Genomic DNA, 15,598 nt, shown 5'->3' on the forward strand with positions numbered 1-15,598 from the left:
GCGATGAAACACGAGATATTGGCGCAGATTTTTGAAGTGATTAAAGCTGCCAACCCTAAAAACTTTTATATCAATAATGGTGGTTTGGCAAAATTGGGGCAGTCATTGTTTTATCCTCCAAAAGGAAAAGAAAGCGAATCCATACAATTATTGCAAACTATCGAGCGAGCCTTTCCAGAAACTTCCAAAGAAATTCTCGCTTCACTAAAACGGTACCATCTTACAAGCTACTATACCCCAAAAGCGTTAATCGAGTATAAAATCAATCTGCTAAAAAAAAATGGTTTCGAACCAAAGACCATATTGGAACCTTCGGCAGGAAACGGGGCTTATGTTCAAGAATTAAAAAAAGCCTTTCCTAATGCCCGGATAACTGCTTTGGAGCCGGATATCCTGTCCTTTGAAATATTGAAGGCCAATAATGTCAAAAGCGATAATGTAACGGTACTCAATATCCCTTTCGAAGACTATTACTTAAATCATGCAAAACAAGGGATATTTGATTTGGTCATGACCAATATTCCCTTTGGGGACATTCCGATTACCAAAGCGTACCAACACGAATATCTGACCGAACGTACGCTTAAGAACGTTGGCAATTATTTCAATGTATACGCGCCTAAAATGGTTCGACAAGGTGGTATTACGGCCTTGATTACCTCCTCGGCCTTTGCCGAACGTAGTGGTTATAATGATTTCAGGAAACGAATTTTAATGGAAAACGACTTGCTTTTGGCCAATCGATTCAATACAGACCTGTTCTTCGAAGAAGGGACAAAGGTAATATCCGATTTATTGGTCTATCGTAAGACGTCGAACAAAAGCGTTCTTTCTGAAACCGAAATGCAATTTGTCCAAACCGATAGCATTGAAATAGATGGCCATAGTTTTGTTACCAACCAGTTCTTCAAAAAGAATAATGAACAGGTCAACGGCAGTCCAAAACTGGGCTTTTTCCATAACCGACCAAGTGTGGTCATTGAACCCGACGACATATCCCTTTCCGATTTTTTGGAACGGCAGTCCAATAGCTTTGACTTTGAACAAATTGCTGCACCCCGAATTATCGAAAAAGTTCAGGAAACCGTGCTCAAAACAACAACACCCGAAACGGAAGAAGCTACAGCAGCCCCATCCTCTGAATTAGAGGTTGCTTCCATACCTGTACAATTACACGACGAAGATGCCAAACGATACACACGTTTATTTTTTGGCACCTACAATTTTGACAAAAAAGGAGCCGTGTTCTTTTTTATGGATCCTCATAGCACTAGAAAAGTGCCAACTAAAATTGCCGAATTGGTAACGGACTACGCCCATATGCGGAACGACCTTGTGCTTTTGAACCTGAATATCGAAAAAAGCGCACTCTTGGAAGAAGACATCGAACAACGTTTTCGAGATATCGATTACCAGTTGGATACTTTCCACTTTAAATGGGGCTCTTTAAAGCAACACCTTATTTTTCTCAAAGAGGACCATTATTTTGAACAAGTACGTCAACAGTTCGAGAAAAAGTTAGAAGGTAAAGGCTACGGTAAAAACCCAGAATTTAGGCTACAGCGATTTCAGAAATCGAAAGCTGTTCCGAATATCTCAAAGCGATTGCCAGTAACCGAGAAGCTACAACCTACGACGGTTACTGAAAATCGATTTGAAAATCCCGAACAAATGGCGCAATACCAATTTGACCAAAATGGAAAAATCGATATCGGTACCATAGCACAAACATTTAAAATTCTCGAAAAAGAACTGTTGCTTGAAGGACTGGAAAAGAAATCCTTCTTCCTTGAACCCGATTCGAATTCTGAATCGGGCTACGTTGTTGTTCCCTATTTTGTCTTTTCTAGTGGATACATCGAAGACAAATTAGCTTATGTAAAAAACAATCCTTTGCCTTTCGGAATCGAGACGGATATAATGCAACGTGCTTTGGAAGGACATCTTCCAGCCAAATTGAATTTAAACGATATCGAGTTCAATTTTGAAAGTCACTTTATTCCCATTGCTGCGAAAGAGTCGTTTTTGAATGAACTTATCAATGAAAAAGTAAAAATCAACGTGGCCCAGTTCAGCGCCACCCTGACCCTTTTGTTTCCGAGGGAATATAACCAAGAAGCGCATGAACGTTTTAGTGTTGTGCTTCGCCATGAGGTCAAAGCAGGCTATAAACGGATATTACAACACTTTGCGGAAAATAGATATCCCGTTATTTTTACTTCTTACAAGGACAGCTCGGGAACAACAATTCGAAAGTTGGACAAGGACGCCACTTTAATGGCGCAGAATTTATATGAAGAACTACAACTACATTTCAAATCGTTTATTGATAGTAGAAGGGAGTTGAAAACGATTATCGAAGATAATTATTATCAAGCGTTTTTAGCGGATGTCAACATTTCGGTGCCTAAAGGGTGGCTTACCTTTCCGGAAACCTTGGTGTATCCGCCATATCAACACCAAATCGATTCCACGCTTTTCGGCCTTGCCAATGGGAGTGCTTTGAACGACCACCAGGTGGGCAAGGGCAAGACCCTTTCCATGGCAATGTTATCCTATAAATTGAAGCAGCATAAAAAAAGCACACGGACAATCCTGCTGACCTTAAAAAGCGTTGCCCCTCAAATCGAAGCTGAAATCAGGAATAACTTTCCCGAATTGAACGTACTTCGATTAAGTTCCAAGAATATGGCGAAAAGCAAACGCCCTAACACCCTACGCACAATAAAGAACAACAAGGCTATTGACTTGATTATAGCGGAGCATGGCCATTTAAAACAAATACCCAAAGAACGAAATTTTGTATTGTCGACCCTTGAGGAAAAAATCGAAATGATCGAACAGGATCTGGAAACTGCAAAAGAATATGGAAATGACAAGGAATCCAAAAAGCTGATCAAGGGCATGATAAAGCGTAAGGAACATTTGGAGGACAAGTTGCAGGACATCTTGAAAAAAATGGACGAGCATAAAGAAGAAACAAGCACAACCTTTACGGAAATGGGTATCGAAGCTATACTAATAGACGAGGCCCACTATTTTAAGAACATCGGTTTTACGACCCGCCACCAAAATGTATCGGGACTTAATAATCATTCGGATAGCCAAAGGAATCTTGACCTGGAAATCAGTATCAAATCCATACACGCTCGGATGGGCAACGATCAAAATATCTTTTTTTACAGCGGTACTCCCTTGAAAAATTCGGTCACGGAACTCTATGCCTACCAACGCTATCTGACCCCAGCCGCATTGAAGCGGAAGAACATTTTTAATTTTGATGCATGGGCCTCCATCTTTCTAAAACAAAGTGTCAGTATCGAGCCCAATATTTTTGGCGACCCCAGAATGCACGCCCGGTTCAGGTACTACACCAATCTTCCTGAATTGAGCAAAATGTACAACTCTTTCACACATATCTGTAGGGATAAACATTTCAAGACCCATAATTTGACTGCGGATAGGGAGTTTGTCATTCTAGAATCAACAGCTGCATACGAGAAACTGAAGCAGGCCTCTCTTGAATTTACCAAGAACCAAAACCAAAATGCACTTTTCAAAGTACCTGTTTATGATCAGCAGCAAATGAAGTCCGCCCATATAACGGCCCTGAACATCAATAGGTCGCTCTTGATCGATCCTCTTGCCAAAGATAATATGGCCATAGAATTTACAGAACTCGACCAGTTCAAATTACAACGCCTTTGTCGCGATGTAGGGAATTTACATAAAAAAACATCGGAACATAAAGGCGTTTGTTTAGTATTCTCCGACTTGAACGTTTGGAAACCTGGCCAATACAATTCCTATAACACGGTTCGTGAAATCCTTTTAGAAGATTATGGTATCCCTGCCCACGAAATTGCCTTGGCTCAAGAAGAAAAAGCAAAGAACAAAACGGACCAAATGCAAGAAAAAATCCGAAACGGTTCCATACGTGTGGCATTGGGAAGCACTCAGGTTTTAGGTACGGGTACCAATATTCAAAAACGAATCGTGGGAATTTTTCATATGGATATTCCGTATTCTCCCGACGCTTTTGACCAACGTGCCGGAAGAGGTCTGCGTAAAGGAAACGAAGTGGCGCAGCTTTATGATAATACCGTTGTAGAACGATTTTACGGTATTAAGGACTCCACGGATATTTTTTCATATTCCCTTAACACACATAAAGAAAAATTTAGAGAGCAGATCAGGGAAGCCGACCCGAACAAACGAGTTTACGACGATCTGGTACCCGATGATAAAAGCCTCTCCTACGAACAGATGCAAGCGGCCCTGATAGGGGATATGGACCAGTTTCAATTGGTTAAACTCTCCGACGACCTTAAATTTCTTCAGTCCCAAAAAAGACTGCATGAACTCAACAAGGCCAATTCTTTCAAAGCATTGGAACGAATTGAAAAAGAGAATAAACATATCATTTCACAAGTTGTGGAACTGGAAAAAGCAGAAACTTTCATCAAAAAATTGAACCTGACTTTAGAGGAAATTGAGGCCGAAACTATGCCAATATTAAAAACCGGTTTGAGCCGTCTAATCGCAAACTCCCGTCTTGAGACGAACGAACTTGAGTCAATGGAGGCAAAAGAGTTTTTAAAATATCTCGGTCTTAGTATCGTTGAACGATCGAAACTGAACCTAAATTATCAAAAGCATAAAAACATCGCCCACTTACCGACGCTTAATGCGAATCTGGTCTTTCAAGCGGAATTCGTGCCAGCAAATGAAAATTACCTCTACTCTTTTGAATTGGAGTTTAAGAAAATTCAAATTGTTGGTAGAAAACAGCAACGTTTCGACCCCGAAAAGGTAATCTTTCAACTCTTAAAATTATGTCAAAAGATACCCCGGGAAATAAAGTCGAAAAAATTTGACTTGAACTATAACTTGCGTTCATTGGAAACCCACCGTAAGAAAACGGCCATTGGTTTTCCGAAAGAAAAAATTGCCAAGATGCAGGTTTTGAAACAAGATATTAAAACGCTTAAAAGAAAAAGAGCGATTTGATAAACATTGTATTATCGCATCAAAATTTCTAAAAAAATAAAAGAATTTGTCGTAATATTGAAATAACGTCAAGTTATGTAATAGAAATAGTGTTAAATTTTTAACAAAATAGTTCTCTATTACTACAATTTTGAGGGCTTTTCATAGTTGTACCTAAGTATTAATCTTAAAAACAGTACATTATGAAAGCACAAAGAATTATTTTGGCAGTTGTATTTTTATTTGCATTAGCAATGACATCTTGCACTAAAAGTAGTGTAGATGAAGATGGTTTGTATGAAACAGAAGCAGTTGACCTTACAAAAGTTCATAGACCAGGTTCAGGCGGGCAGTAATAACTCGCTTAATGAACGGGTGTCAACAATGGCATCCTTAATCATAGCCTTATCAGGATTAATTTTGTATTCTGATAAGGCTTTAGCATTTTTTGATATTGCCATTATAATGCCAGATAAGTTTGCTGAAAAAGGAGTGAGTACTGAGATTTTTGTTTGGCTTGTAGCACAAACCTTATCACCATTACTTATAATAATAGGCTCAATACTTCGCCCTTACTTTTATGCCTACACTATTCCGATTTATTGTTATGTCTTACAGTTTTACTTCGTGTTAATTGATTACAGTCTGGTTGATGACGGGTATAGCTACGCCTATTCATTGGGAATAACCGCATTATTGGTATTGATAATGTATTTCGCGCGAACTGCTTCACAACGCAGCACTAAAATGATGATCGAACAGTCGAAGGAAAAAATCAGAAAATCCAAAGTTGAACATGCGGCAGACTAAGTTTACTAAAATAAGGCTGCTTTTGCAGGGCGCAAATGAACTTTTCGACGAAGGTAAAATCACTTCGGATGAATTTGCGGAATTGGTGTCTGGCGTAGAAAACGATTATAACAAAATTGTTAGAGAAATGGACATCGTGGACACTTCGGAAATTCTCTTAAACTACATCAACCAATCTAAATAGGATGATGCTACTTCTTTGTAACTTTCGCAACCTTCTTTTTTGCAATTTCGATTGCTTCTTTTGTTTTTAGCTTATCAAGATTGTTTACCAAATCCGCTTGATAACCTTTAATGTCCGATATCTCTTTTTCAAACTGTCCTTTTACTTTACCGATAAGCAATTGAGCTAAATCCTCAATATGTGAATTTATAGGCTCCACCCCAAAAAAAACAAAATTCAAATCAAACCCTTTTGCATTACAAAAATCTATTATCAACCTATAGTCGATAGAATCGCGTTTTTTCCATGTTGAAAGCGTAGTTGGCCGAACTTCAAGCAATTGTGCTAACTGTAAATCTCGCTTGATATTCGCTAAATCTTTCAAACGGCTTATAATTAAAGTTGCATTTTGAGTATTTTTATTAGGAAAATTCACAATTTGAGTATAAATTTATATTCTAAAGATACTAATAATTGCTTAAAATGACGGAATTTATTGATAACAGCAAAAAAGTCTTGAAAGAGTTGAATACGTTTTCCTTTCAAGAAATACCAACCTTCGTTTTATATGGTTCCTATGCTGCAATGGAACTATTTGCTGAATCACCTGAAATTTTAATGAAGTCAGATAACTTTGATTATCATATCATGAAACTGGCACTTCATGAGTTTGGAAAAGATTTCTTGGAAGAAATCGTTCCTATTCAAACTTACGTCGTTATTGATGAGAATATGTTTCGAAAATTACATTTGAATCTTTGTTCTAAAGCAGGGAAAATTATTCGTATCCCAGTAAAATAATCTAAAAGTTATATTCAATTAAGAAAAACTTGATTCGCGTAAATTACTTGAATTTTATCTACTTTTAAAAATTCAAACTATATTCTCTTTCCAAATTTAACTGCAGAAGTGTTGAAATAAATCTATTTTTAAATTTAATGCCAACTCAAGTTAAATATCGATAACGTCGATGAAAAAAAGATTTTAGTTGCAATCTATAATTCTAGTAATTAATTAGGCTATTTGCCTGCTTCTCTAAATCTGTGCCGATATTCATTGAAGAAAAGTTTTATTTTATTTTGTGTTTCTTCTAATCTCCTTGGATTAAAATATCCACATGTATAGGGAGAATTTAATGACATGTCAAAAGCTAGACTAAATGAATTCTTTTCAGTAACGTTCACGCCTACAGTACATATTCCAACATATTTGGGTAAATCCGTTGCGAGTAATCTCTTCATTTGCTTAATTGAAGACCACCTGGAAAAATCATCCATTAGATGTTCTGGAGCCTCATGTATTAGTATATCATTTTCAGCTTCTTCCCCTCCGATTCCTCCAATATACTTGATTCTCTTTTTTTCATTTTCTTTTAATGGTTCCGTCATACAAACATGCAAGAGTCCAACGAACGGAAACCCATCGTGAATTAAACCTAAAGTTTGTGATACTCCCAGCGAATTTGCATTTTTTGAGGGTTTCATTCTAGTAGGTCTAACAATTTTTACCTCAATTGCACAAGTTTTATTAAAGTGAATGACCTTTTTTGAGAAAGGAATTATTACAATGTCAAAATCCCCAGGTTTGCTACGGTTATCGAACCCTAATTCAGTTCTAAGAATATTTTCGGCCACAAAAAAGCCCTCATATTCCATATACGATTTCTTCAAATAAGGAGTGTCTAATAAGTTTTTAAACAAATTGTAATTTAATTTCCCCTCATTGTCAATTGATATCAATTTTGTCAGTTCTTTTTCGTCCAAATATTCATTAATAAAAGTGGGTACAATATTTTTCATTTAGAGCAATTTAAATGATGAATTGGCAACTCAAATTTACACTTCCATATTTAATGACTTCTCTCTAATAAAATATTTTAAATAATTTCATTTACAAAAGCCGTGTTTGTCATACTTACTAGTGTTTTCAACTGAATTATATGGCCTTTTAATGTCAACATATGGATAGCTGTTCCAACGCCCCTTCGGGGCGTATTTTGTGGTTAGGGAAGAAGAAGTCGATTCCTTTTTAAAACATTGATATACTGTTTCTTAGTATATGATATGGGTATCTTGTAGTGGTAATACAAAAGCTATCACTATGACAACATTCTTCAAATCTCTAGGCGATATGGGTGTCGCTCAATTTTCAATATCGGTATCCTTTTATGGCTCCGACTGCGCTGTGTCTCTGCTACCGAAAGTGGTAGAAGGTGACAATGCCCTAAACACGATACGTCCATTCACTTTAAAGGGCAGTATCGATGAAATCGATGCCGTTTTCTTCGAACGATTAGGGCGACCTATGGAAGAAACAAAAGTGCTTTTCAATAATGCTAGCCAGTATTTGGACAATCTTAAAAAAGTTGAGGAAAAAACCAAAATGGCGAGCGACCAAAAAGAGAAAAAGAAGAAAGCCCTGTCAGACCTAAAAGAAGTGGTTAAGGGTAAAACTTTCAATCCGCTGACAGAGCATGAAAAAGCCGTCGAGCTTGCTAATAAAGTACTGGAACTCGATGAAAGCGACCCCTTGGCTAAAAAGACCATCGAAGACATGAAAGCATATCAGCAACCCACCTTTTTTTAAGCAACAAGCACTATGGAGATATTAGGACTAAAACGAAAATTTAAGTTGAAAAACGTGTCGGGAGATTTCCTCTTGGACGACATCGACCCGAACTGGCAACCGAATCAAATCAAGGATCATTACGCATCTGTCTATCCTGAACTCACCAACGCAAAAACGGTGGATAATGGAATTGTCAACGGTTTCCATGAAATCATATTTAAGACGATAGCAGGAACTAAAGGATAAGCATGAATGAAAGAGGAACACATACCATCGAAAAAAGACCTATCCACATTTCACAAGGGGTTGTTCTGTATCTTGAATACGGAAAACAAGCCTTTTTCAGGAACCCAAAGACCCAAACACATTCAACAAGGGGAACGTTTTTATCTGACCTGACCATTCCCGTTCTACCACGACTGGAAGTTTTCGAAGCCGAAGAAAAAGCGCATTGGAGATTATTGAGCGATACGACCAAAAAGGCATTGGATAAACTTTGCAACACAACTACAGAACAACCGAAAGCAAAACCTGAACTGCAATTTTTTGGGCAATTGCAACGGTTGCACAAAGAAATTCCCCATGCGCTTGTCAAGGAAATTCATACCCATGATGAAAGGGACGGCATTTGTATTATGAAACCCCTTTGCGTAGCACATCATATATGGGCAATACCTATGAAACCTATTTTTTTGCTTCGGGAAAGAAATCCAAAACTATATCGCTCGCTATTGTCCTTTGTCCATTCCCTACCCTTTGATAATGTTTTCAAACGCATGGGCTACTTATTGGAATGCTTGCTCGAATGGACGTTCGATATAGCGAAATCTGAATCTGAACCCGAAGTCGATTGTTGTGCCAACGGTGAATGCATACGATGTTTTATCACAACCTACACTCTTGAGTATGTCAAGTTTGAGGATTTCGATTGGTTGCGATGTATGACGAGTTATCGACCCAAAAATCCGTTGTTCAAACAAATACGGAATTTATTGTTGGAAGCGTCTGCCCTTAATTTTGAAGCCTATGGAAACCTCCGTTTTTTGGAAGATGATTTGGATCTGCAAGTGGACGACCTTATCGTATTCATCGATAGGCAGGACTCCGAATTGGAAAACGGGTATATCAATTTTGTAAACGAAATAGCCCAAAACGGGTATTCGCACACCATCTATGATTCTTCTATAACCATTGGAGAAAGCACCACGGACTTTTATATGCATGATGCGCAAGAGGTCAAAGCTATTTTCGATTTTATGAACCGTTTAAATGAACTTTTAAGAAAACTCTGATGCGAAAAGAAACCCTACACGACCCAAGACAACATTATGAACCAAAAGTTGCCTTAATAGGCTATGAAGCGGTCAATGGATATAACGGACAGGACAAATGCTACTTTTCAAAGCATCCCATTCGTAAGGGTAAATTAGGTGCGGGAGCACCGCTTACCAAAGATGCGGTGCGTGACATGCTCAAATTAGTCGATGTGGACAAGAACCAGTTTTCATTCAAAGGACTGTTGCCTAGGAAACTGCTCTATTTCAAAGAAAAGGGCACGCTACAACTGGTATGGTGCTGTAATAGAAAAACGGAAAGGCTATTGTTTAAGGATGGATTGGAGATTTCGACAGGAGATTATCCCATACCGAAGTTATTATTTTCCCTTTTTGGGGAATCCCTATCGGTCTATGGGCTTTTACGAAAGAAACCGATACATGAGCGTTCCGAACTATATCATGCCCCTTTTATGAACACATATATAACGGGAAATGTTTGTATGGGCAACGCTACCTTGGACTATGGTCATTTAGGCTTTTATGAGGACATCATGGCATTTGCCGAACAACAATTTTTTCAATCTGTGTTCACCCATACCAACCATAATCATCTGTTAAACGGAAACTATGTGGAATTGATGCCGCAGATGTTAGAAAAACAGAATTTTGATGAAACCCTTTTGATTCCGAATCATAAGACTATAAACGATATCTATGAAAACTGATTATCACTACGCACCGAACTATTTTTTTGCACCTACCCATCCCATAACCATTGCCCTGATAGGTGCAGGGGGTAATGGTTCATTGATGCTGGCACGTTTGGCAAGGCTTGACCATGCTTTGGTGCAATTGGAGCATCCTGGCATCTATGTAACTGTTTTTGATGGAGATGTCGTGCAGCCGTCAAATGTAGGTCGCCAATTATATGCTCCACAGGATGTAGGGGGCAATAAGGCGATCTGTGCGGTTACCAAGGTCAATCATACGTTTGGATTACAATGGGATGCCGTTCCCGAACGGATTGAAGCTACCGATGAAAGATTGTTTTGCAATCTGATTATCAGTTGTGTGGACGGTGCCGATTTTCGGTTGCAATTGGCAAAGGTATTGGAGAACTCAAATTCAAGCCACTTTCCCTACAAACACCAATATTATTGGATGGATTTGGGCAATGGAAAATATTTTGGACAATACATTCTCGGAAATCTTTCGAACGACGACGGAACTACTGAAGTCCAAGCACAGTACCATAAATTAGATCATATCGTAGACATGTTTCCCAACCTCTTAGCGATGGAAGATGATGTAGAACAAGGCAGGGGTTGCAGTTATGCTGAGAAATTACAGGAGCAATCGCTATTTGTCAACGATGTACTAACCTCAATGGCGGTTCATTGTCTTTATGAATTACTTATAAACAAAAAAATCCAATATCACGGAGCATTTGTAAACCTTGAAACAGGTAAAACGAATCCAATCCCAATCCCAATAAAACCCGATGTATATGCTATCGCTTGAAATTCTTTATGAAAAATTACCATTTATGGTGTTCGTCCTGTTCTTATGGACTGTGTTTCAAGGAATAATGAGGCTCAAACGGTTTTTGAGACTGCCGCTATTGCTCTTCGCTTTTATCTTGGTGGGCATCCCCTTCATCAAGGATTTGGTATGGCTGTTCGGAGTCATGGAGATGTCTGTGCTTGGCTATTACCTCGCCAAACGCTTACCGAGAACCTATCCCAAATAATCCTGATAAAGTGTATAGAAGATAAATTATGAACGATTTGAAACAAGATATAAGTTTTATATACGATACTGTTGAAAAGCTACCACAGTCAAAAAGACGAGAGATTATTTTATTGATGTTGGCCGTACTGTATGGTAAGTTAAAATGAGTTTATTTTTTAGGGTTTTTGGTCAATTAAGATTTTGATTTTTAGCATAAAAAAAGAAAAATTTGAAGCATAAAATAACATATTTTCCTTACTTTTTTTGGAGCTTGCTCCAATATGTATCCACCGCTTATTTTCCTCCCTCCCCATGGTTTCTGCGGAAGTTATGCAAAAGCTGCGCCTTAGCGGCTTGCTTTCGCACAACCTCCTCGAAACGTAAAGCAAAACTATAAAAGCCCGAAAAGGGCTTTCATACATTTGCCTTATATGTTTAGAAGCCCCTATCAGCATTTTATAAGTTTCTTACACCAGACCATTCCATGTGTGATTAATCAATAGTATCAGCTATCGATTCTTATGAAATTTTTTGTAATTTGCTATCTACGGCAAGGGGAATATTTTATGGTTTAGAAAGTTAAAAATCTTAAGTATCTTACTTTTTTTCCTTCTATCGCTTGATGATTCCTTTTTAACTATGTTATATTGATTCATGGCCAAGTGAACAGGAAACATTTTGCTACATATAACACAGTTTTTCTAATTGATTTAAAAAATGTCGGAACTGGAATATTACCAATTGAAATTTGACGCACGGGTAGATGAAAAACCATTTTCTGAATTAATCAATGAAATTAATGTTAAGAACAGTTCCTATGAAAATTTTCGTCTCCCGCCGAAGCATTTAAGAGCTTTTATTGCTGTAATCTTTACCTATGGACTTCACTATGATGAAGTACCGCAAGGTAAACGAGAGCTGTTTATGAGTGCAGTTTTAGACAATAAACAGCACTTTTTAAATCTTTCCCAAACATTCGTACAACATCTAATTCATAATTTTGACGAAACTACAAAGGCTCAATTATTAGCATTAGAAAAGCTGGAGTTCAATATATTGGAGCCCTTGAAAAATCCAAGCTTATTGGATTTTGTCGAAATGAACTTGATGGATCAAACAACTTCATATAGAAAATGGGAGTATGGGCGTTTTTCAATTGCTTATTTCCTAGGGGAATTTTCAGAACGTATTCCGTTAGCCGATTCGATAAAATCCCTAATAGAAAAAAACCATAGCCCAAAAAGTATCGTTGATTTCTTTGATGAGGAGTTCCAAAATGCCCATTATGATATCGATGACCACGAAAGCAAATTATTAGCTCTTATTATAAAAGCAAAGTGCCAGCCGAAAGCGACTACTATGGCGGACTATATATTGGCAGGGTCAATCGTTCAACAAAATCTATTGGGACTTTCATTGCGATTGGAAAAGCTAACCGAGACTATCGAAAATGCAATGAAAAAATCTGTGTCAATAGGCAAGCGAAAAGGTGGTCCCAAATTATGATTTCCTCTGAAAAACTTCTTAAGTACCTTATAGAACTTTCAGCAGAAGAAAACCCAGAAATCGGTGGACAGAAATATTCGCAATCGGATGTTTTGTCGGCCGAACAGCTTGTTCGAGACGCTCATGAGGCACTTCAGTTGACGCTGAGAAAACCGAAACTATCAAGACGAAGAGCTTTCATCGTAATTTTAGAGGAATTGTATTTTGATGTCTTAAAGTATCCGGACGACCTTAAAATTGAAAGCATTCATAGAAGGGCATCGCAACGGTTTGAATATATGAACAGGGATACGAAATCGTTCAATACACCAAGCGATATACACCCAAAAGATCCTTGCACATTTTATGAGGATAATGGCTATGCCAAATCTCGTTACAAATCGGCATTGCAACATCTCGTCTTGGAATCCCACCGCTATTTTGAAGTTCCCGAAGCTGAGGTTTCTCTTAAAGTTATATTCGAGGATGTAAAACTCTGCTAAAAATTTTACCGTACAATACTTCGTGTACGGCAAAGCCCTTTCCGATATTCGAAAAATTCTAGGTTTGACCCATATTAATTGGAGGTCATGTAGCAAGCCATGTTTTTGCAAGCAAAAACCGCTCACTTCGTTTGCGAGGCGTGTTCAAAATCCTTCCTAAATCCAATAATTATGGCAAGGCCGAAAAAGAATATCGAATCATTGAAGGCGATAAGGGTCAATCTTCGGATGACGGTTAACGAATACTTGATAGTCTCCGGAAGCGCGGCTACATTAGGTTTGTCCATTCCTGATTATATAAGAAAAAAGGTTTCGGGCAGGTCGCTTCCTAGGAAGAAGATAAGCCCAGAAAACAGACAGTTGTTTGTTGAGCTAAGCCGTATTGGAAACAACATAAATCAATTGACAAGAAACTCCCATTTGCGAATGCACGCGCCCAAAAGCTTGTTTTACCAGTTGGAGGAATTGAGAACAATTTTACATGAATTAAAGTCCGAAATCAAGAAGCGATGATAGCCAAACAAATAATCGGAAAAGATTTTTATGGACTATTGGCCTATAATCAAAAGAAGGTTGAATCGGGTGAAGCGGTTGTTCTGAATGCAAATATCGATTTGGGGAACACGGTCGAAATGACCGAAGACTTCAATATTGTTCGCGCGCTGCTTCCACGCCTTGGTCGAGCTGTTTACCACGTTTCGTTGAACCTACCACCCGGGGAGGAGTTAAATGATAGCCAATTCGTTTCTTTAGGAGAGGAGTATTTAAAGGGAATGGGATTCGATGACAATCAATATATCATCTACAGACATAATGATGAGAGCCACCAGCATATCCATATTGTAGCCAATCGGGTAAAGTTTTCCGGTGCATTAGTTAGCGATAGTAAAGATTATCAACGAAGTGAACGACTGGTCAGGAAGCTCGAAAAAAAGTACGGTATTTCACAACTGCCTGACCTGACAATAAAACGAAAGTCGGCATTAACTCAAATGGAAATCGAGAAGTCTATCCGGACAGGAAGCGCGCCTGTCAAAAGTGTGCTCCAACATCATTTAGGCGAAACGCTGAAAAATTCAATAAATACAGAGGATTTTTTAAAAGAACTCAAGTCAAAGGAAATCAGACCCAAATTCAACATTAGCAAGACCACAGGAAGGATATCCGGTATTTCCTTTAAATACGAGGGCATCATTTACAAAGGAAGCACCTTGGGAAGACGTTTTTCTTGGAACAACATTATAAAACAAATCAATTATGAACAAAGCAGAGACTGTACAATTATTCTCGAAAATAATCATCCAGAACAAGGAGCTAAAGGAACTGTTATTTCAGATACAAGCACATCAAGATACCTTATCGGAAAAACAGAAAATGCTGAGAGAGGGACAATCCAAGTTGATAAAAAACCAAAATACGATTTGGGAAGCACTCAAGAGGATGGTCTAGAAGATGAACCGTTTACTCCGTTCAAGATAGAGTTGGAAGATTTTGACCGTAGGAAGCGCAAAAAGAAGAGGAAAAAAAGATAGACGAAATTCTAGTATTATTTGAATTCATGGTTAACCAAGTAGACATACAACCGCTTAATCTCACGGGAAAAGCTTTTTGCGAAAAACTTGGTGTGTCTTATAATGGTCAAATCATGTTGGCCCTGCGTGAGCTAGGGTTAGTTAATTTTTTCAAAATTGGAAAAAAATATTTATATGCTCACGAGGATGTTGAGGCGGTCAATCAAAAACTGAGAAAAGGAGAAATAAGCATCAGGGTTGATAAAGGGTATTATATCTCATTGAACGATTAGGGATAAATAAATTTATGAGATTAATGGAGCCTGCCTGTTTAATAACAAAATGGATTAATGATTTTTCAGATTACTTCGAGACCTAGATTAGTTCTATTGTACTCTTTACAAAAAGCGGATTTTGTAAAGAGTGATACTATTTTGATTATATTCTAGGGTGTTCAACTACAATACTGAAACAATGGTCAAAAGGCATAATGTAAAGAGTACATCTTAACGACTGTCTGAGGTAAACTATTTCCGCTTTTTCTAAATATGCAAAACTTTG

The 15,598-nt window shown here is 38.0% G+C and carries 18 protein-coding genes; 16 read left to right on the plus strand and 2 right to left on the minus strand.

Features of this window, described 5'->3' with window-relative positions:
- The first annotated feature begins 3 nt into the window (after positions 1–3).
- The 4 genes from ES765_RS03925 (at position 4) to ES765_RS03935 (ending at position 5,983) form a co-directional block, all read left to right on the plus strand.
- On the plus strand, positions 4–5,010 hold the full coding sequence (locus ES765_RS03925) for a helicase-related protein (protein WP_138111292.1): 5,007 nt from the start codon (positions 4–6) through the stop codon (positions 5,008–5,010).
- A gap of 182 nt (positions 5,011–5,192) precedes the next feature.
- Positions 5,193–5,345 (plus strand): hypothetical protein, encoded by a 153-nt coding sequence (locus tag ES765_RS21635; RefSeq protein WP_171017218.1) that lies wholly within the window; start codon positions 5,193–5,195, stop codon positions 5,343–5,345.
- Positions 5,287–5,799 carry a hypothetical protein gene (locus ES765_RS03930; protein WP_138111294.1) on the plus strand — a complete coding sequence of 171 codons (513 nt, stop codon included), beginning with the start codon at positions 5,287–5,289 and terminating at the stop codon, positions 5,797–5,799. The genes ES765_RS21635 and ES765_RS03930 overlap by 59 nt, the downstream gene beginning before the upstream one ends.
- Complete coding sequence (locus ES765_RS03935) at positions 5,786–5,983, plus strand: hypothetical protein (RefSeq protein WP_138111296.1); 198 nt, start codon at positions 5,786–5,788, stop codon at positions 5,981–5,983. The genes ES765_RS03930 and ES765_RS03935 overlap by 14 nt, the downstream gene beginning before the upstream one ends.
- Before the next feature lie 7 nt (positions 5,984–5,990).
- Here ES765_RS03935 and ES765_RS03940 read toward each other — a convergent pair whose 3' ends face one another.
- Entirely contained in the window at positions 5,991–6,347 is a 357-nt protein-coding gene (locus ES765_RS03940) for a helix-turn-helix domain-containing protein (RefSeq protein ID WP_171017219.1), read from the minus strand.
- Positions 6,348–6,445: 98 nt separating this feature from the next.
- Here ES765_RS03940 and ES765_RS03945 point away from each other — a divergent pair, with 98 nt between their 5' ends.
- Positions 6,446–6,763: a hypothetical protein gene (locus ES765_RS03945; RefSeq protein WP_138111300.1), complete on the plus strand. Its 318-nt coding sequence runs from the start codon at positions 6,446–6,448 to the stop codon at positions 6,761–6,763.
- A 218-nt stretch (positions 6,764–6,981) separates the two neighbouring features.
- On the opposite strand, the gene ES765_RS03950 is transcribed toward ES765_RS03945, so the two are convergent.
- Complete coding sequence (locus tag ES765_RS03950; protein ID WP_138111302.1) at positions 6,982–7,761, minus strand: hypothetical protein; 780 nt, start codon at positions 7,759–7,761, stop codon at positions 6,982–6,984.
- A 301-nt stretch (positions 7,762–8,062) separates the two neighbouring features.
- Between ES765_RS03950 and ES765_RS03955 the strand changes: the two genes are divergently transcribed.
- The 11 genes from ES765_RS03955 (at position 8,063) to ES765_RS04005 (ending at position 15,330) form a co-directional block, all read left to right on the plus strand.
- The gene (locus ES765_RS03955) at positions 8,063–8,548 is read left to right on the plus strand and encodes a hypothetical protein (RefSeq protein WP_138111304.1); all 486 of its coding nucleotides are present in this window, start codon (positions 8,063–8,065) and stop codon (positions 8,546–8,548) included.
- A gap of 12 nt (positions 8,549–8,560) precedes the next feature.
- On the plus strand, positions 8,561–8,776 hold the full coding sequence (locus tag ES765_RS03960; RefSeq protein WP_138111306.1) for a PRTRC system protein C: 216 nt from the start codon (positions 8,561–8,563) through the stop codon (positions 8,774–8,776).
- Positions 8,777–8,778: 2 nt separating this feature from the next.
- Positions 8,779–9,822: a hypothetical protein gene (locus ES765_RS03965; protein ID WP_138111308.1), complete on the plus strand. Its 1,044-nt coding sequence runs from the start codon at positions 8,779–8,781 to the stop codon at positions 9,820–9,822.
- Positions 9,822–10,532 carry a hypothetical protein gene (locus ES765_RS03970; protein ID WP_138111310.1) on the plus strand — a complete coding sequence of 237 codons (711 nt, stop codon included), beginning with the start codon at positions 9,822–9,824 and terminating at the stop codon, positions 10,530–10,532. The genes ES765_RS03965 and ES765_RS03970 overlap by 1 nt, the downstream gene beginning before the upstream one ends.
- Complete coding sequence (locus ES765_RS03975) at positions 10,522–11,328, plus strand: PRTRC system ThiF family protein (protein ID WP_138111312.1); 807 nt, start codon at positions 10,522–10,524, stop codon at positions 11,326–11,328. Before ES765_RS03970 ends, ES765_RS03975 begins: the two co-directional genes overlap by 11 nt.
- 45 nt (positions 11,329–11,373) lie before the next feature.
- Positions 11,374–11,589, plus strand: coding sequence for a hypothetical protein (locus tag ES765_RS03980; RefSeq protein WP_138111314.1), 216 nt, complete (start codon positions 11,374–11,376; stop codon positions 11,587–11,589).
- Positions 11,590–12,255: 666 nt separating this feature from the next.
- On the plus strand, positions 12,256–13,044 hold the full coding sequence (locus tag ES765_RS03985; protein ID WP_138111316.1) for a hypothetical protein: 789 nt from the start codon (positions 12,256–12,258) through the stop codon (positions 13,042–13,044).
- On the plus strand, positions 13,041–13,526 hold the full coding sequence (locus ES765_RS03990; protein ID WP_138111318.1) for a hypothetical protein: 486 nt from the start codon (positions 13,041–13,043) through the stop codon (positions 13,524–13,526). The genes ES765_RS03985 and ES765_RS03990 overlap by 4 nt, the downstream gene beginning before the upstream one ends.
- Positions 13,527–13,697: 171 nt before the next feature.
- A complete protein-coding gene (locus tag ES765_RS03995) occupies positions 13,698–14,039 on the plus strand; it encodes a plasmid mobilization protein (RefSeq protein WP_171017220.1) in 342 nt (113 codons plus the stop codon).
- A complete protein-coding gene (locus tag ES765_RS04000) occupies positions 14,036–15,058 on the plus strand; it encodes a relaxase/mobilization nuclease domain-containing protein (RefSeq protein ID WP_138111322.1) in 1,023 nt (340 codons plus the stop codon). Before ES765_RS03995 ends, ES765_RS04000 begins: the two co-directional genes overlap by 4 nt.
- A 26-nt stretch (positions 15,059–15,084) precedes the next feature.
- Positions 15,085–15,330 carry a hypothetical protein gene (locus ES765_RS04005; RefSeq protein WP_138111324.1) on the plus strand — a complete coding sequence of 82 codons (246 nt, stop codon included), beginning with the start codon at positions 15,085–15,087 and terminating at the stop codon, positions 15,328–15,330.
- The last annotated feature ends 268 nt before the right edge of the window (positions 15,331–15,598 follow it).

This window comes from Maribacter sp. ACAM166, assembly GCF_005771495.1.
In the GTDB taxonomy this organism is placed as follows: domain Bacteria; phylum Bacteroidota; class Bacteroidia; order Flavobacteriales; family Flavobacteriaceae; genus Maribacter.